This window comes from Kitasatospora sp. NPDC058115, assembly GCF_042884635.1.
Lineage (GTDB): Bacteria > Actinomycetota > Actinomycetes > Streptomycetales > Streptomycetaceae > Kitasatospora.
This window is the reverse complement of record NZ_JBHVTL010000030.1, coordinates 89,786-106,202: the sequence shown is the minus strand read 5'-3', so window position 1 is coordinate 106,202 and position 16,417 is coordinate 89,786. Positions and strand designations below refer to the sequence as shown.

At 75.4% G+C, this 16,417-nt stretch carries 11 protein-coding genes and 2 pseudogenes; 6 read left to right on the top strand and 7 right to left on the bottom strand.

Features of this window, described 5'->3' with window-relative positions:
* Nucleotides 1-152: 152 nt before the first annotated feature.
* Nucleotides 153-4,037, bottom strand: coding sequence for a phosphodiester glycosidase family protein (locus tag ACFVVL_RS28770; protein WP_387680299.1), 3,885 nt, complete (start codon nt 4,035-4,037; stop codon nt 153-155).
* Nucleotides 4,038-4,394: 357 nt separating this feature from the next.
* Between ACFVVL_RS28770 and ACFVVL_RS28765 the strand changes: the two genes are divergently transcribed.
* Nucleotides 4,395-4,688, top strand: a complete 294-nt coding sequence (locus tag ACFVVL_RS28765) for a hypothetical protein (RefSeq protein WP_350571977.1) — start codon at nt 4,395-4,397, stop codon at nt 4,686-4,688.
* Here ACFVVL_RS28765 and ACFVVL_RS28760 read toward each other — a convergent pair.
* Both ACFVVL_RS28760 and ACFVVL_RS28755 read right to left on the bottom strand, forming a co-directional pair.
* Entirely contained in the window at nt 4,673-5,305 is a 633-nt protein-coding gene (locus ACFVVL_RS28760) for an AAA family ATPase (RefSeq protein ID WP_387680296.1), read from the bottom strand. The genes ACFVVL_RS28765 and ACFVVL_RS28760 overlap by 16 nt on opposite strands.
* A gap of 32 nt (nt 5,306-5,337) precedes the next feature.
* Entirely contained in the window at nt 5,338-5,892 is a 555-nt protein-coding gene (locus ACFVVL_RS28755) for a MarR family winged helix-turn-helix transcriptional regulator (protein ID WP_387680293.1), read from the bottom strand.
* A 47-nt stretch (nt 5,893-5,939) separates the two neighbouring features.
* Between ACFVVL_RS28755 and ACFVVL_RS28750 the strand changes: the two genes are divergently transcribed.
* On the top strand, nt 5,940-6,881 hold the full coding sequence (locus tag ACFVVL_RS28750; protein WP_387680290.1) for an EamA family transporter: 942 nt from the start codon (nt 5,940-5,942) through the stop codon (nt 6,879-6,881).
* A 22-nt stretch (nt 6,882-6,903) separates the two neighbouring features.
* Here the strand turns inward: ACFVVL_RS28750 and ACFVVL_RS28745 are convergent, their stop codons facing one another.
* The gene (locus ACFVVL_RS28745; RefSeq protein WP_387680287.1) at nt 6,904-8,208 is read right to left on the bottom strand and encodes an aminotransferase class V-fold PLP-dependent enzyme; all 1,305 of its coding nucleotides are present in this window, start codon (nt 8,206-8,208) and stop codon (nt 6,904-6,906) included.
* 467 nt (nt 8,209-8,675) lie between these two features.
* On the opposite strand from ACFVVL_RS28745, the gene fusA reads away from it, so the two are divergent.
* Nucleotides 8,676-10,751 (top strand): elongation factor G, encoded by a 2,076-nt coding sequence (gene fusA, locus ACFVVL_RS28740; RefSeq protein ID WP_387680284.1) that lies wholly within the window; start codon nt 8,676-8,678, stop codon nt 10,749-10,751.
* A gap of 57 nt (nt 10,752-10,808) precedes the next feature.
* Here fusA and ACFVVL_RS28735 read toward each other — a convergent pair.
* Both ACFVVL_RS28735 and ACFVVL_RS28730 read right to left on the bottom strand, forming a co-directional pair.
* A pseudogene (locus ACFVVL_RS28735) lies at nt 10,809-10,955 on the bottom strand (IS5/IS1182 family transposase); the annotation flags it as partial.
* A 97-nt stretch (nt 10,956-11,052) separates the two neighbouring features.
* Nucleotides 11,053-12,429, bottom strand: a complete 1,377-nt coding sequence (locus tag ACFVVL_RS28730; RefSeq protein ID WP_387680281.1) for an erythromycin esterase family protein — start codon at nt 12,427-12,429, stop codon at nt 11,053-11,055.
* Nucleotides 12,430-12,892: 463 nt separating this feature from the next.
* Here ACFVVL_RS28730 and ACFVVL_RS28725 point away from each other — a divergent pair.
* A pseudogene (locus ACFVVL_RS28725) lies at nt 12,893-13,278 on the top strand (transposase); the annotation flags it as partial.
* Between the two features lie 40 nt (nt 13,279-13,318).
* Here the strand turns inward: ACFVVL_RS28725 and ACFVVL_RS28720 are convergent.
* On the bottom strand, nt 13,319-13,897 hold the full coding sequence (locus ACFVVL_RS28720; protein WP_387680278.1) for a putative glycolipid-binding domain-containing protein: 579 nt from the start codon (nt 13,895-13,897) through the stop codon (nt 13,319-13,321).
* Between the two features lie 705 nt (nt 13,898-14,602).
* On the opposite strand from ACFVVL_RS28720, the gene ACFVVL_RS28715 reads away from it, so the two are divergent.
* Nucleotides 14,603-15,502 carry a neutral zinc metallopeptidase gene (locus ACFVVL_RS28715; RefSeq protein WP_380298327.1) on the top strand — a complete coding sequence of 300 codons (900 nt, stop codon included), beginning with the start codon at nt 14,603-14,605 and terminating at the stop codon, nt 15,500-15,502.
* 123 nt (nt 15,503-15,625) lie between these two features.
* A complete protein-coding gene (locus ACFVVL_RS28710) occupies nt 15,626-15,991 on the top strand; it encodes a hypothetical protein (protein ID WP_387680275.1) in 366 nt (121 codons plus the stop codon).
* The last annotated feature ends 426 nt before the right edge of the window (nt 15,992-16,417 follow it).

The following is a 16,417-nucleotide window of genomic DNA, read 5'->3' as shown; positions in this document are numbered from 1 at the left end:
GCATCCCGCCCGCGGTCTGGGGGGAGCGGGGCGTGTTTTGGGGCCTGGCGCGCCCGGGCCCGGGGCCGGGCTCCCCGCGGGGGGGGGGGGGGGCGGCGGCGGGGGGGGGGGGGGCGGCCGCACGGGCCGGGGTCAGGAGGGGTCCGGCAGCGTCACAGGGTGCTGCACTGACCGCCCTTCGGACCGTTCACGGTGTTGCCGTGGCCGCCGTTGCCGGGGGCCGGGGTGTTGCCGGCGCAGTCCAGCGGACCGCGCACCGTGCTGCCGGCGACCGCGGTGCCGCCGGTGTTGAGCGCCAGGTGGGCCGGGCCCTCGACGGTCGACCAGAGGAGGGCGACCTGCCCGGTGGAGCCGCTCACCGAGACCGGGCCGGACACCTGGCTGTCGGTCAGCACGAAGGCCGCCGCGCCGCGGGCCGAGACCGGGCCCTTGAAGGTCGTGCCGTGGGCGACCAGCGCCGCGCCCGGCTGGACCAGCACCGGGCCGGTGACCGTGGCGCCGTCCAGGCAGGTGACGCCGGAGGTGACGGCGAGCTTCTTCTGCGGGCCGCGCAGCGTGGTGGTGCACGCCGGGACGGAGCCGACGGTGAGCGCGCGCTCCGCCGTCACGCCGCCGACGGTGACGGTGAGCGTCGCGCTGCCCGGACGCAGACCGGTGAGGGTGCGGGTGGCCGGGTCGTACGCGGCGACGGTGCCGCGCGGGGCGTCGGCGGCCGGGCCGATGTGCACGCCCTGCCCGCCCCACTGGGCGGTGACCGGCCAGGCGACCGGCACGGTGCGCTCGCCGTCCTGGGTGAAGGCCGCGTCGACCGGCGCGGACTCCAGCAGGCCGAGCGTCGCGGGGGCGGTCAGCTGCACCGCGTCGGCGCGGGCCCGCACCTCGGCGCGCAGCCAGGCCGAGGCGTCGTCCGGCACCGCGTACGGGTCGGTGACCCTGCCGGCCGCCGGGTTGATGCCGAGCATCGTCCAGCCGGTGAAGCCGCCGCGCTCCGGCTCGGCGGCCGGGCCCTTGCCGGAGTTGCCGTTGATCAGGTACGGGACGCCGTCGACGCTGCTCGCGTGGAAGGCGCCGACGTGGCCGCTGACCATGGCGGCGGACTTGCCGCCCGCGCGGAAGCCGGCCAGCCACTGCTCGACCAGGGCGGCCTCCTTGCGGTCACCGAGCTGGCTGCCCTGGTCGGGCAGCGGGTCGCGGGTCGGGTGGTGGTCGAACACCAGCAGGCCGGTGACGGACGGGTCCTGGGCGGCCTCGTCCAGCGTGGTGCGCAGCTTGGCGATCTGGTCGAAGCCACTGGCCCGGAAGGAGCCGAGCGCGCTGTTCAGGGTGATGAAGCGGGTGCCCTTGACGTCGAACACCTCGCTGGTCGCGCCGAACGCGGCCGTGAAGTTGTCGATGGTGCCGGGGCCCATCACCTCGTGGTTGCCGGGCACGTAGTGCCAGGGGATGCTGCGCCCGGTGAGCCGGTCGAACTCGTCCAGCACCTTGCGGGCGAGGGCGAAGTCGGCCGGGCTCGCCTCGTCGACCAGGTCGCCGGCGATGACCAGCAGGTCGGGCTCGGCGGCGGCGATGTCGCGCAGCGTGCGGCGGGCGGCCTGCACGATGTCGCTCTCCGGGGCGCGGGCGATGAACTGGGCGTCAGACATCACCGCGACCCGCAGCGGCTTGCCGTCGACGGTGCCGTGGGTGAGCACCACCGGGTCGGTGACCTTCGGGCGCACCGGCAGTTCGACGTCCGGTGCCACCTTGGCCCGCAGGTCGGCCAGGGTGAGCGCACCGGTGTAGGAACGGGCGGCGCTGGTCTCCATCAGCCGGAAGCGCTGGAAGGTCAGCGGGTACTGCACGCCGGCCGGGATCGGGAACTCGACCTTCTGCCAGCCGGTCCAGGTGACCATCGGCGCGTCCAGGTTGGCGGTGACGCCGGCGGCGGTCCGGTACTGGATGCGCGGCCAGGCGCCGTTGCCGTCGCCCTCGATCCACATCGTGAGCGAGCGCGGCTGGCCGGGCAGCACGATGCCCTCGGGGGCGATGGCGTACTGGCCGCGGGTGCCGGTCGACTGGGTGAAGTCGTAGCTCAGGCGCAGGCCCTTGCCGCCGTCGTGGCCGGCGGCCGGGGCGACGCCGCCGCCGGGCGCGCGGTCGTTGCCGGACTTCCAGGCGGCCGCGTCGGAGAAGTCGGCGAACGGCTTCTCGGCCATGCCGACGGTGACGGCGACGGCGCTCTCCAGACCGCCCACGGTCAGCTTGAGGGTGGCGGAGGTGCCGTCGGCGAGCGCCTTGAGGGCGATCGAGCCGTCGTCGGCGGCGGAGGTCTCGACCACGCCCGCGCCGCCGGTGACGGTGATGTCCGCGGCCTCGACCGGGGCGGCGTGGCCCTGGGCGTCGTAGCCGGTGACGGCGATCTTCGCGGTGGCGCCGGCGCTCTCCAGGCCGATCGGGTCGGTGCCGGCGGTGATCCGCACCGGCGCGCCGAGCACGGTCAGCGGCAGGGTGCCGGTCTCGGCGCCGTCGGCCGTGGCGGTGACGGCGGCCGGTCCGGAGGTGCGGCCGGTGACGACGGCCCCGGTGCCCCGGCCGGACACCTCGACGGCTCCGGTGCCGCCGTTCCCGGCGGCCGCCCAGCGGACCGCCGGGGTGCTGCCGGTCACCGGGCCGAAGGTCTCGTCGTGCGGCAGGGCGCGGACCGTGCGGTGCAGGCCGGGGAAGACCCGGCTCGCGGTGTCCACGCTCTCCGCCGGGCGCACCCGGAAGCCCTTGACCCGGCCGGATCCCGGGGCGGAGAACAGGCCGAGCCCGTTGGCGACGGCGCGCTCCCCGCCGTTGTCGGACGGGCTGCTGACGGTGCCGGCCTCGGCGGTGCCGGGCAGCCGGGCGGCCATCGCGGCCGAGCCGCCGCCGTCCATGTTGAGCGCGTTGCGCGCCCCGAGGTCGCGCATCAGCACCGCGAGGTCGGGCAGGCTGATGCCGGGGCTGTCGGCCTGCCGGCCGTCGATCGTGACCAGGTACATCCGCTTGTTGTCGGCGGAGAAGCCGACGGCGGTGCGGGCGTTGAGCTCGTTGCCGTCGTTCTCGCCGGGCCGCATGGCGACGCCGTCGCGGACCAGCACCTGGTAGCCGCCGACCGCCACCGCGACCTCGCCGAAGGAGGCGCGCGGCCGGTAGCCGGTGGACACCTGGTCGCCCGGCTTGAGGTCGCGCAGCGCGCGGGCGCCGGCCTCCCGGCCGACCAGCACGGTGGCGCCCTCGGGCACGGCGCCGCCCAGGTGGTCGCGGACGGCGGTGACCCGGCCGTCGCGCAGCTCGACCTCGGTGACCTCGGCCGAGCCGCCGGCGACCTTGGCGCGCGAGGCCGTGCCCCAGGCGGGGGTGAACAGGCCGACGCCGTCGGCGGGCAGGCCGTAGGTGTTGACGCCGGCGAGGGTCAGCTCGCGGCCGCCGGGCAGGGCGGCGTGGCCCTCCAGGAACACCTCGGCCATCCGGGCCAGGCCGTCGGCACCGACGGTCACGGCCTGGTTCCAGCCCTCGACGGGGGCGTGGATCAGGCCGTCCTCGCGGGAGACGCCGACGCCGAGCGGCGCCTCGGAGGCGTTCATGTCGAAGTAGTCGCCGTTGATGGCGGCGACCGCGCCGGCGCCCCGGGCCATGTCGGTGACGGTCCGGCGGGTGGTCACCTGGCCGGAGGACAGGTAGTCCACGCTCAGGCCCTCGGTGGCGAGGTCGGCGACCAGGACCTTGCCGCGGATCCAGCCGGTCTTCCCGAGCCGGTCGAAGTCGGTCATGGTCAGCCCCGGGGCGATCGGGGTGACCTCGCGCCGGGTGACGACCGACTCGCCGGGGCGGTCGAGCACCGGACCGGGGTCGGCGGCGGTGCCGGGGGCGGCCGGTGCGCCGGGCGCGGCCCAGGCGGTGGCGGGGGCGAGGGCGGGCAGTCCGGCGGCGACGAGCGCGCAGAGCGCGACCGCCGCGGCGGAGCGCCGGCGGCGGCGCGGGGCGGGCGGGGGGGCGGGGGCGGTCGTCGTGGGGGTGACGGGCGGTGACATCGGTGGTTCAGCTCCTCGTACTGCGACGGGACGTGCGTGCCGCCGGTGCGAGCGCAGGACGCGGTCGGCGGCACGGGGCGCCGCGGAAACGGCGCGGCCCGGGTGCATGATCACCAGGCCGACGGCAGCCAATCGTCCACGAAAGACCGTCACACCACGCGATGGTGAACCGACCTGTTCGGCCGTGCGAACAAAAGCCCCATTTGTCGCGGGAACATGACACAACAGCCCGTCCCGGCAAGGGCCGTGGGGATCGCGGTTTCCCGTCCTGCTGCGGAGTGCGGCACGCGCCGGGGGCGCACAGTGGAGCCCGCACGACCCGGTCCACCTCAACGAGCCCCACCGGAGGGGAACACCATGAGCATCCGCACCGCGGCCGCGGCCCTCGCCGCCACCGCCGCCCTCGCCGTCCCGGTCCTCGCCGCCGTCCCGGCCTCCGCCGCGCCCGCCCGGGTGGCGGCCTGTTCCACGTACAGCAACTACGTCAGCTACGGCGCCTCCTGCGACGGCACCCGCAGCTACTACGCGTGGGCGGTGTGCGCCAACAACCAGGTGGTCTACGGGCCCACCCGCTCCGGCGGGGTCTGGTCCTACGCCTACTGCAGCAACGTCGGCTCGACCTTCCGCAGCGGCGGCTACACGCTGATCTGACCGCCGGGGGCGCCGTCCGCGCCGAGGGCGCGCTCCATCCGCTCGGCGAGCGTCGGCCACGGGCGGCAGTCGACCACCGGCAGGGCGTGCCGGCGGGCCCCGTCGGCGAGCCAGTGCGAGTACCGGGCGCTGACCTCGGCGCGGTCCGTCTGCACGCCGTCCTCCGGCTCGCGGGCCGCGTAGTTGGCGGCGATCCGGTCCGCGTCGCCCTCGTGCAGGAAGACCGCCCGGACCTCCCGCCCCGCCGCCCGCCCCAGCGCGACGGCCCGGGCGCAGGCGGCCGGGGTGAGGTAGTCGCCCTCGACGACGGCGGGGACCGGGACGGTCAGCCGGTTGCGCACCACGCCGATCAGGGCCGGCTCCAGCGCCTCGGCGGTGGCGATCTGGAGCTCCAGCACGCGCCCGGGCGTCAGCTCCCGCGCCGGGACGGCGCCGTCGGTGAAGTGGTGCAGCCCCGGGTGCTGCGCGGCGGTGGTCAGCTCCTGCGCGGCGGCGACCACGTCGTCGAACTCGACGACGAAGGCGCCGGTCCCGGCCGCGAGCCGGGCGGCGGCCAGGCTCTTGCCGACGCCGGAGGCGCCGCCGATGAGGATGAGGTCCCAGGTCCGATTCGTCACCCGGCGACGGTATCGCGCGGGATCCGGTCGGATCATCCGGATTTCGCCGACAGGTCCTGCGGGTGGTCCAGGCGCTGCTGCCAGGTCGTCAGCAGGCCCTCCAGGGCGGCCGCCTCCTCGGGGGCGAGCAGGCCCAGCAGCCGGTGCTCGTTGCGCATGTGGGCGGTGAACGCCTCGTCGAACAGCCGGCGGCCCGCCTCGGTGAGGGCGACCACCCGGCCGCGCCCGTCCGCCTCGCTGCGCCGGCGGGTGACCAGGCCCGCCCGCTCCAGCCGGTCGATCCGCTTGGTCATCGCGCCGGTGGTGACCATGGTGCGGGCCGCCAGCTCGCCGGGGGCCCGCTCGAAGGGCGCGCCCGCCCGGCGCAGCGCGGCGAGCACGTCGAACTCGCCCTCGGCCAGCCCGTAGCGCCCGTAGACCAGGCAGAGCTCCTCGGTGAGCCGGGCGGCCAGCCGGTGCAGCCGGCCGATCACCGCCTGCGGGGAGACGTCGAGGTCGGGCCGCTCGCGGCGCCACTCGGCCTGGATCAGGGCGACGTGGTCGGGGGGCGGGTCCGTCGGGTTCCGGCCGTCTCGGCTGCGTTCCATGCCTCCATCGTAGCCGGGTAGCTTCCCGGGAAGTTATATTGCCTTCCATGGAAGCCAGTTTTCGGTGGATCCTGCTGACCGCCGTGGCACCGGTGGCCTGGGGCGCCAACTACTACGTCACCCGTGAGTTCCTCCCGGCCGACCGACCGCTCTGGGGCGCCGCCCTGCGGGCCCTGCCCGCCGGCCTGCTCCTGCTGGCGCTGCGCCCGCGCCGGCCGCGCGGAGTCTGGTGGTGGCGCTCGGCGCTGCTCGGGCTGCTCAACACCGCGGGATTCTTCGTCCTGCTCTACATCGCCTCGCAGTCGCTGGCCACCGGCGTGGCCGCCACGGTGATGGCGGCCTCGCCGCTCGCCATGCTGCTGCTCGCCTGGGCGCTGACCGCCGCCCGCCCCGCCCGGGCCCACCTGCTCGGCGCGCTGGTGGGCCTGGGCGGGGTCGGGCTGATGCTGCTGACCCGGGCCGAACCGGTCAGCCTGCCCGGCCTGGCCGCCTCGGCGGCGGCGATGCTCGTCTCCTCGCTCGGCTACGTGCTCGCCGGCCGCTGGCGGGACGGCGCGGACGTCCTCACCACCACCGCCTGGCAGCTGGTGGCCGGCGGGGTGGTGCTGCTGCCCCTGGCCGCCGCCGTCGAGGGCCCGCCCGTGGCGCCCACCGGGCGGGAACTGCTCGCCTTCGGCTACGTCGCGGTGGTGGCGACCGCGCTGGCCTTCACGGCCTGGTTCGCCGGTCTGCGGCGTCTCCCGCCCGGGACGGTCGGGCTGGTGGGGCTGCTCAACCCGCTGACCGGCGTCCTGCTGGGCACCGCGCTGGCGGGCGAGGGCTTCGGCCCGGCGCAGGCCGCGGGCCTGCTGCTGGTCCTGGCCGGTGTCGCCCTCGGCCGGCCCGGCCGGGGGGACCGGGGGGACCGGGGCGGCCGGGGCGCCGCCGGGGAGGGGGCGGCGGAGGACCGGGTGCGGGGGGCCGTTGCGACGCCGTCCCGGCGGAGCTGAGGCCGGCCGGTCCCCGCGCCGGTCACCGGCCGGCCTCCCGTGCCGGGACCCGCCCGTTCGCACCCGGGCCGCCGCGGACCAGCCGGGCGACGGTGTCGGCCACCTCGTCGACCTCGTCCTCGGTGTTGTAGTAGTGCGGCGACAGCCGCAGGCACCAGGCGACGTCCTTGTCGTCGAAGTCGAACTGCGCGTACTCGCGGAAGTTCAGCGAGGAGTTGACGCCCCGGGCGTCCAGGGCCGCCTTGAACGGCTCCGCCTGCCACCCCGCGACCGTCAGGGTCACCAGCGCGGCGGGCGCCGGGCCGCCGTCGAGCAGACGCACCCCGGGCAGCCCGTCGAGCCGCTCGCGCAGCCGGGCGGCGAGCCCCGGGGTCCGCCGCGCGACCGCGGCCGGGCCGACCCGCAGCGCGTAGCGCACGGCCTCCGCGCAGCCGAGCAGGGTGGCGTACGAGAACTCCCACTCCTCGAAGCGGGCCGCCGTGCCGACCGGCCGGTACTCCCCGGGAGCCGTCCAGCGTGCGCCGTGCAGGTCGATGAACAGCGGCTCGTAGCCGGCCCGCAGCGCCCGCTCGGAGACGTACAGGAAGCCCGAACCCCGGGGCCCGCGCAGGAACTTGCGGCCCGTCGCGGTGAGCAGGTCGCAGCCGATCTCCTCGACGTCGACCTCCAGCTGGCCCACCGACTGGCAGGCGTCGACCAGGTAGAGCAGGTCGAGTTCGCGGCAGTGCCGGCCGATCTCGGCGACCGGCTGCACCAGGCCCGAGCTGGTGGGGACGTGGGTGACGGCCACCAGCCGGGGCCGTTCGGTGCGCATCAGGGCCGCCATCGCCCCGACGTCGACGCCGCTGCCGTCCGGGTGGTCCGGGGCGTGCACCACCCGCACGCCGAAGCGGCGGCGCAGCGAGAGGAAGGCGATCTGGTTGGAGGCGTAGTCGTTGCGGGTGGTGAGGACGGTGTCGCCGGGCCGGAAGTCGATCGCGGAGAGCGCCTTGGCGTAGGCGTGGGTGGCGCTGCCGGCGAAGGCGACGGTGCCCGGTGCGGCGTTGAGCAGCCGGGCCACGGCGGTGTGGAAGCCGGCGACCTCGGCGGCGCGGGCCTCGGCGGCCTCGTACCCGCCGGTGGTGGCCTCCAGGTGCAGGTGGTCGGCCATCGCCTGGAGCACCGGACGGGCCATCAGGCCGGCGCCGGCGTTGTTGAAGTGGATGACGGACTCGCAGCCCGGAGTGTCGGCGCGCAGTGCGGCGATGTCCAACGGGCTTGCGGCCGTGGCGGATTCGGGCAGGGGTGGTTCGGCGTTCGCGGCGGGGCCGCTGGTGTCGGTTCCCATGCCTGACGGTAACAGTGCGGGCGGTTCGCCGACGATCCTTTGCCGGGATCCGGTCGGGCGGGGTCGGCCGGGTCGGCCGGTAGGGTCGGGTCGGGCCGGGTCTTCGGATCGTCGGGTGGTCGGGGCGGGTGGTCGGGGCGGGTGGGAAAACCGGATGACCCGGGCGCGGGCCGGTTCCTACACTCGGCACCCGGAGGCGCGCCGCCCGGTTCCGGTGGCGGCGCGCGACGTGACGAGCCGAGGGAGGACCGGTCGTGCGCCACCGCACCGCTGCCGTCGTCCCCTCGTCCCGGTTCGAGGTGATCCTGGTGTCCTCGTCCCTCCGGTGCCCGCTGCGCGGCCGGCACCGGGTGTGCGCGACGACCTGACGACCGGCCGGGGAGCAGGGCTCTCCGGCGGACGCGCCGTCGTCGTCGCCGCGATCGCGCCGCCCTCTTCTTCCCGAGAGCTCCGAAAGGCACCGGGCCATGCGCAGCACCGACATCCGTACCGGCATCGCCGCCGTCCGCAACCTGGGCATCCTCGCCCACGTGGACGCGGGCAAGACCACCGTCACCGAGCGGATCCTCTATCTGACCGGCGAGACCCACCGCCGCGGCGAGGTCCACGAGGGCACCACCGTCACCGACTGCCACCCGCAGGAGCGCGAACGGGGCATCACCATCTCCGCGGCGGCCGTCAGCTGCGCCTGGAACGGCCACCGGATCAACCTCGTCGACACGCCCGGCCACGTCGACTTCGCCGACGAGGTCGAGCGCTCGCTGCGGGTGCTGGACGGGGCGGTCGCGGTGTTCGACGCCGTCGCGGGCGTGGAGCCGCAGAGCGAGAGCGTCTGGCGCCAGGCCGACCGGCACGGCGTGCCGCGGATCGCGTTCGTCAACAAGCTGGACCGGGCCGGCGCCGACCTGGACGCCACCGTCGCCGCCATCCGGGAGCGGCTGCACCCGGCCCCGCTGGCCGTCCACCTGCCCATCGGCCGGGAGTCCGGTTTCACGGGCGTGGTCGACCTGCTGACGATGCGTGCCCTGACCTGGGACGGCGGCCCCGACGGCGACGACCTGCGACACGGCCCGGTGCCCGACGGCCTCCGGGCGGAGGCCGGGCGGCGGCGCGCGCTGCTGGAGGAGGCGGTGGCCGGGCTCCACCCGGCCGCCCTGGAGGAGTTCGTCGAACACTCGGCGCTCTCCACCGCGACCCTGGCCGCCGCCCTGCGGGACCTCACCCGCAGCGGCGAGGCGGTGGTGGTGCTGTGCGGCTCGGCCTACCGCAACCGCGGGATCGAGCCGCTGCTCGACGCCGTCACGGCCTACCTGCCGTCGCCGCTGGACGTTCCCGCGGTGCGCGGCGCGGGGCAGGCCGGGGAGGAGGAGCGGGCCGCCGATCCCGAAGGGCCGCTCACCGCGCTGGTGTTCAGGGTGAACGTCACCGCCTCCGGGCGGCTCACCTGTCTGCGCCTGTACGCGGGCACGCTGCGCAAGGGGGACACCGTGCTGGACGCCGGTACCGGCCGCACCGAGAGGATCGCCCGGATCATGCGGGTGCAGGCCGACCACGTCGAGCTGGAGACGGCGGTCGCCGGCGACATCGTCGCGGTGGCGGGCGTCAAGGCCGCCCGGACCGGCACGACGCTCTGCGCGCCCGGCGCGCCGCTCGTCCTGGAGCCGGCCGTGACGGCGGCACCGGTGGTGACGGTGGCGGTCGAGGCACGCCGATCGGTCGACACCGAGCGGCTGGCCGTGGCGCTCGCCCGGCTCGCCGAGGAGGACCCGTCGCTGGTCGTCCGCACCGACCCGGAGACCGGACAGCGGGTGCTGTCCGGGCTGGGCGAACTGCACCTGGAGGTGGCGGTGGAGAGGATCCGCCGCTCCCTCGGGTGCGAGGTGACCGTCGGCCGTCCGCAGGTCGCCCACCGGGAGACCGTGCGGAGCGGGGTCACCGGCCACGTCCACCGGCACGTCAAACAGGAGGGCGGCGCCGGCCAGTTCGCCCACGTGGTGCTCGACGTGGCACCGCCGGCCGGTCCGGCCGGGCAGGAGGAGGGGGAGGGTTTCGTGTTCGCGTCCACCGTCACCGGTGGGCGGGTGCCGAAGGAGTACGTCCGGGCGGTCGAGGCCGGCTGCCGGGACGCGCTCGCCGAGGGCCCGCTGGGCGGCCACCCAGTGACCGGCCTGCGGGTCGTCCTGACCGACGGCGCCACCCATCCGAAGGACTCCTCGGAGCTCGCCTTCCGCACCGCCGGGCGGCTGGCGCTGCGCGAGGCCCTGCGAGCCTGCCGGATGGTGCTGCTGGAGCCCGTCGCCGAGGTGACGGTGACCGTGCCGCAGGAGGCGGTGGGCGGTGTGCTCGGTGACCTCGCCGCGCGCCGGGGCCGGGTCCGGGGCTCGGCCCCGGCGCGCGGCGGGACGGCGGTGGTGACGGCGGTCGTGCCGCTCGCCGAACTGTTCGGCTACGCGACCGCCCTGCGCAGCCGCACCCGGGGCCGGGGCACGTTCACCACCCGCCCGGCCGGGTACGCCCCGGCACCGGCCGCCGCCGCCCGCTGAGGCCTGTTGCAGAAGTCCGGGTGCGGGCAGGTCGGCGTGTGGGTCGACCTGCTGGTTCAGGCGGTTCGGGCGAAGGCCGGTGCGGTAGTGGACGGCGACCCGGAGGATCCGGTCGGGCGGCGGCAGGTGCCACGGCCTGCCGCCGCCCGGCCCGTTGCCGCCCCGCTCGCGCACCACCCGCACCAGGCCCTCGAACTGCCGCATCCGCAGCCCCGCGAGCGTTTCCCCCCAGACCGGCTCAGCCCGAGGCACCCCACCCGCACCGGAGAACTGCCCCGCACCAGACCTTCTGGAACGAGCTTCAGTTGAGCATGCGGGCTGCCTGGACCTGCTGGAGGTGGATCAGGATGTCGTGGGTCTGGGCGAGGCGGATCTGCGGGGCGTCGGCGATCCCGGGGTAGGTGGCGCCGATGTTCTTGATCGTGTGCGGTTCGGCGAGCCAGGTGCGGGCGGGGGCCGGGGTGTTGCGCAGGTCGGCGACGTAGTCGCGGTGGCGGACCTTGTCGAGGGTGTGTTCGGCGGTGCCGGGGGCGGCAGGTGTGACGGTGAAGCGCTCCGGGGCACCATCGTGGTTGAAGGCGTTGAAGGTGCCCTGATTGAAGGTGAGACCGACGCTCACGTAACCCGTGCCCAGCTGCTCGCGCAGGAAGTCGCCCTGCACCCGGGGGTACATGTCCGGGGCGTAACTCTTGAGGGCGATGTGACCATTGTGGGCGGAGATCATGATCTTGCTGCCGGTGCGCTGCTGCCACCAGGCGATGTTGTCCGCCATCACGCGGTCGCGGTAGAGCATGGCGCCGGGGATGCTCTGGGGGTCGTCCCAGTCGAAGGCGTACAGGGTGGTCATCTGGTGGATCGCACTGGCGTGCTGCACAGCCCAGGCGTGCGCGTCGGCGTCGGCGCCGGGGTGCTGCTTGAGCAGGTCCACCGCTCGCCCGGTGCGCTCGGCGAGCTCCTTGCGTTCGGCCATCGGCTTCGAGGAGTAGTCGTTGACGTAGGTGGCGGCGTCGGTGGTGGGCCGCAGGCCCTGGTAGAGCGCGGTGAGCCGGGGGGCCAGTTCGGGGAGGACCGCAGCGGCATAGGCGTTCACCTTGTCGTAGAGCTCCGCGCCGGCGAACCCGTTGTCGTCGCCGACGAAGTGCACCGGGTCCTCGGGGTGCTGGATGTTGTAGGCGCGCATCCACTGGAGCAGGTCGCGGTACTCGGCGTTGTTCCACCACCGGTAGGTGCCCTGGAACTCCTCGTCCATGATCTGCTTCAGGTCGCCCTCGCCCCGGGTGAGGTAGGCGTCGATCCGCAGTCCGCTGCTCCAGGCGGCTTCGAGGGCGAAGGTGCGGAAGCCCTTCTCCTCGACCAGGTAGCGGAAGGCCCGGTGCTTGAGGGCGATGAACTCGTGTGAGCTGTGGGTGGCCTCGCCCACGCCCACCACGGTGGCGCCGCCGACCATCGTGCCGAACGGGCGCAGATCGGCGACGCCGCCGCGGGGTTCGGTGGTGCGCAGCGGGTGCGCCACCCGGTCGAGGGCGGCCTCGGGGGAGCGGAACGCGACGGCGTCGGCGGAGACCGACGCCGCGGACCCGGCGGGGGGAGCGGCGGCCGAAGCGGCCGGAGCGACGGCCAGGGTGGCACCGAGCGGGACGAGCAGTGCGGCGAGCAGGAACTTGCGCGTGGTGATCATGGGCCCAACTCTCGCCGGGCACCGGCATCACAGGCCATCCGGTGCACCCCCGACCGGCCCGGGGGTTGTCCCCACCCGCCGACCGGCGGGGTGCCGGGACCACGCTCCCCGTCGTGCATGGGAGTCAAGCACGATGTGCTGCGCGAGAACAGCGGCCATCGCTGACCGGTCAACCGCCCGAACCCGGAGCTCCACATCCGCCTGTCTCTGAGACATGCCGCAGGCTGGAGAACGACGGGTATCTCGTACGGGACGGTCCACGCGCTGTGTCCCTCGCGCCGGCACTCGAAGAGAGCCGGATCGGCCTGTCCTCGTACTGCGATTCCCACAGCTGCGGTGAGTTGTAGTGGCGCGGTGGCGGGGGGCTTCGACGGCGAGAGGCCTCCACTCGCCGCGTCGGAGAGGAAACGGTTCCGGGGAACGCCCGTGTTCGTCTGTTCCGTCGATGCGGGGCCGGAACCCGGCCGGCGACGCGCGGGCGTTCACGACCGTCATGGCCGCGATCCGGGTTCCCCGCCCGGGTTCCGGGCGGCTTCGGACCCGGCCCGACACGGTGATCGCGGATCGCGCGTACTCAGCCCGCGCGATCCGCTCCCACCTGCGCCGGCGCCACATCCGCGCGGTCGTCCCGCAGCCGGTGGACCAGGTCCGCAACCGGCTGCGGCGCGGCTCACGCGGCGGACGCCCGCCGGGCTTCGACCGGAGGCCCACAAGGAGCGGAACGCGGTCGAGCGGTGCATCAACCGCCTGGAACAGTGGCGCGGCCCGGCCGTGCGCACCGACGAACTCGCCATCGCCCGCCAAGCCGCACTCCACCTCGCGGCCATCCTCATCGGGCTCCGCAGATGACCGAGGAGACAAGCTTCAGCGGACGGCGCCGGCCGGCGGCTCAGCCGTGCCGGCGGGCCAGGTCGGGGTAGTCGAGCACCAGACCGTGCCGGTCGAGGAGCAGATTGCTGCGGAAGTCCCCCGACTCGTACCGGACCCTCGCGGCCGCACCGGTGCCGTCATCCTCCCCGGCGGGCCCCAGGTGGGTGTACGTCTGGCGCGACGGGTGCACCGTCAGGTCGGGCACCCGGACCCACGCCATCAGGAAGTCGTGCCGCCCCGGCTCCCGGTGGAGCCGGTGGCGGAGCACCGGCATGGCGTTGGTCAGCGGGGAGAGCCCGAGGTCGCAGTCGAGCGCCCCGTCGAGCTCCGGCCGGTGGTGGCCGTCGACGGTCCAGCGTCCGTCGTCGTTCAGCAGCTCCAGCTCCCGGGTGCCCTCCGCCGTGCGGGCGCGGACCGCGAGCCGCCGGGTGGTCCAGGCCGGCCCGGTGTCGAGCTCGTAGTCGAGCCAGTACGGCGCGGGCACCAGACCGACCACGCGCCCGCGGGCGCTCAGGGTGCCGTCGCCGAGTTCGATCCAGGCGGTCTCGACGCCCCGGCTCTCCGAGACCTCCCAGGTGGGGACCAGATGAGTGATCATGGCCGCCACCGTAGCCGCCGTCCCGTCGGCGACCCCGGAGCAGACCCACGCCGCGCGTCGTCCGCACCGACGGATGCAGCAGCCGCCGTCCCGGGCCCGCCGCAGCGGAGACGCGGCCCCCGGGGGAGGGCGGACGAGCCCGGCCGTGGCAGCACGGCCGCGCCGTCGACATCCGGCACCACCCTGGCGACCCGCTGCCCGCCCCGCCCCGGGCGCAGGGACGCCCGGGTGGCCAGGGTCGGATCCCGCCGCAGCGGCACGGTTCGGTCCTCCGGGTGCCGGGACGCCCGGAGAACGGGGCCGGATCCCGGCTCCGTCCCGGTGCCCAGAGGTGCTCCCGTACGCGGTGGTCCGTCGCGCCGTGTGGGGCAGCGGCACGGTTCGGTCCCTCGGGTGCCGGGGCGGCCCGGGACGGATTCCGGCGCTGTCCTGTGGGCCGGGTGGCGTGGGGCTTCCTGAGGGGTTGGCGGGTGCTTTGGTGCGGGGCAGCGGTACGGATCGCCCGGTCCTCCGGAGGCCGGGGCCCGACGGTTGGTGACAGGGTCGCCACGGCCGGTCACAGGATCGGCCGCCCGGCCGGAAGACGCCCGCTGACCTGCGCGTCCTTGGTCGGCGCCGGCCTGCGGAGCGGCTACCGTGGCCGGGCGGCCGGGGCCCGGCCGCCCGGGGTCGTGGACTCCGGTGGCACACGACGGACGGACCGGCATGCAGTTCGACGACCAGGGCGACCTCGACACCTCGCAGGTGGACGACCGGCGCGGCATCCCCGGGGGGAAGGTCGCCATCGGCGGTGGGGCGGCCGGTCTGATCGCCGTGCTGATCGCGGTGCTCTTCGGCGTCGACCCGAGCATCCTCGGGCTCTCCGACGGCGGCGGGTCGAACGCCGGGGCCGACCGGTCGACCAGCGCGGGGGAGGTCGAGCAGGCCTGCAAGAAGGGCGCCGACGCCAACCGCCGCCAGGACTGCCGGATCGTCGCCGTCACCAACAGCCTCCAGGACTACTGGCGCGGCCAGCTGCCGCGCTCCGGCGTCGCCTACCGGCCCGCCGAGACGGTCCTGTTCACCGGCCGGGTCTCCACCGCCTGCGGTGCGGCGAGCTCCGCGGTCGGCCCGTTCTACTGCTCCGGCGACCGGCGGGCCTACTTCGACCTCGGCTTCTTCGACGAGCTGTCCACCCGTTTCGGCGCGCGCGGCGGCCCGTTCGCCGAGGCGTACGTCGTCGCCCACGAGTACGGCCACCACATCCAGAACCTGACCGGCACGATGCAGAAGGTCGGGCAGGACCGGCAGGGCCGGGACAGCGCCTCGGTGAAGCTGGAGCTCCAGGCCGACTGCTACGCCGGGGTCTGGGCCCACCACGCCACCACCACCCCGCAGGCCTCCACCGGCCGCCCGCTGATCAGCACCCTCACCGACCAGGACATCGCCCAGGGCCTGGACGCCGCGGCGGCCGTCGGAGACGACCGGATCCAGAAGCAGGCCACCGGCCGGATCGACCCCGACACCTGGACGCACGGCTCCTCCGAGCAGCGCAGGACCTGGTTCACCACCGGCTACCGCACCGGCGACCCGGCCCGCTGCGACACCTTCGCCGCACAGCGCTGACCCCCGGTGCCGGGACCGCCCCGGCCCCCTGTCATCCGTCAGGGACCGCTGCGGGCGGTGCCTTCCTACGCTGCTGAGCACCGGCCGGACGCAGGCCGGACCAGCACCTGAAGGAGCACCACCATGCGCAAGATCCTGCACGCCGCCGCCGCGCTCGCCCTCGCGGCCGCCGCGGCCACCACGACGGGGACCTCCGGCGCCGAGGCCGCCGACGGCTCCTGGGACGGCTGCCCGTACGGGGCGGTCTGCATCTACCCCCGGGACGCCGACACCAGCCGGCCGCCGACCGATGTCTTCTGGAGCTACGGAGCCCACAACCTCCGCAACCAGTACGGCTCGCACTGGGTCCTCAACAACCAGTCCGGCGGCGCGCACGCCCACCTGTGCACCGGTTCCAACGGCACCGGCTGCGGCGAGGACCTCGCCCCCCAGACGGGTGTCTACGCCGACCTGACGCCGATCAACTCCATCACCCTCGACCGCCCCTGACCCGCTGATCCACTGAGCGGTTGATCCGCCGCGGGCCCGCCGGCCCCCGGCCCGGGCCGTCCGAGGCGGGGTCCTCCGGGGGGAGGATCCCGCCTCGGACGGCCGGTGGTCGCCGGGCCCGGTGACCGTCGCCGGGCACGGGCCGCGCAGGGCGCGGTGCAGGGGGAGCGGAGCCTCGACGGGCGTCACGGGATCGTGCACCCGGTCGAGCATCGGCGTGGACGGCGGACCGGCGCCGGTGACTCGCCCCGGTGACCCGCGCCGCGCCCGCCGGGCGAGGACGGCGCACAGAACGGCGCACAGGGCGGGGAGCAGGGAGGGGAGCAGGGAGGTGAGCAGGGCGGCGGTGCGCAGGGAGCGCCGCCCGGGCCGGGGGCCGATCGGGGTGGTGGTGATGCCTACGGTCATGACGTCGATCCTGGCCCG

Coding starts and splice junctions, on each gene's coding strand:
- ACFVVL_RS28770 (WP_387680299.1), bottom strand. CDS start 4,037: ATGTCACCGCCCGTCACCCCCACGACGACCGCCCCCGCCCCCCCGCCC.
- ACFVVL_RS28765 (WP_350571977.1), top strand. CDS start 4,395: ATGAGCATCCGCACCGCGGCCGCGGCCCTCGCCGCCACCGCCGCCCTC.
- ACFVVL_RS28755 (WP_387680293.1), bottom strand. CDS start 5,892: ATGGAACGCAGCCGAGACGGCCGGAACCCGACGGACCCGCCCCCCGAC.
- ACFVVL_RS28750 (WP_387680290.1), top strand. CDS start 5,940: ATGGAAGCCAGTTTTCGGTGGATCCTGCTGACCGCCGTGGCACCGGTG.
- ACFVVL_RS28745 (WP_387680287.1), bottom strand. CDS start 8,208: ATGGGAACCGACACCAGCGGCCCCGCCGCGAACGCCGAACCACCCCTG.
- fusA (WP_387680284.1), top strand. CDS start 8,676: ATGCGCAGCACCGACATCCGTACCGGCATCGCCGCCGTCCGCAACCTG.
- ACFVVL_RS28730 (WP_387680281.1), bottom strand. CDS start 12,429: ATGATCACCACGCGCAAGTTCCTGCTCGCCGCACTGCTCGTCCCGCTC.
- ACFVVL_RS28720 (WP_387680278.1), bottom strand. CDS start 13,897: ATGATCACTCATCTGGTCCCCACCTGGGAGGTCTCGGAGAGCCGGGGC.
- ACFVVL_RS28715 (WP_380298327.1), top strand. CDS start 14,603: ATGCAGTTCGACGACCAGGGCGACCTCGACACCTCGCAGGTGGACGAC.
- ACFVVL_RS28710 (WP_387680275.1), top strand. CDS start 15,626: ATGCGCAAGATCCTGCACGCCGCCGCCGCGCTCGCCCTCGCGGCCGCC.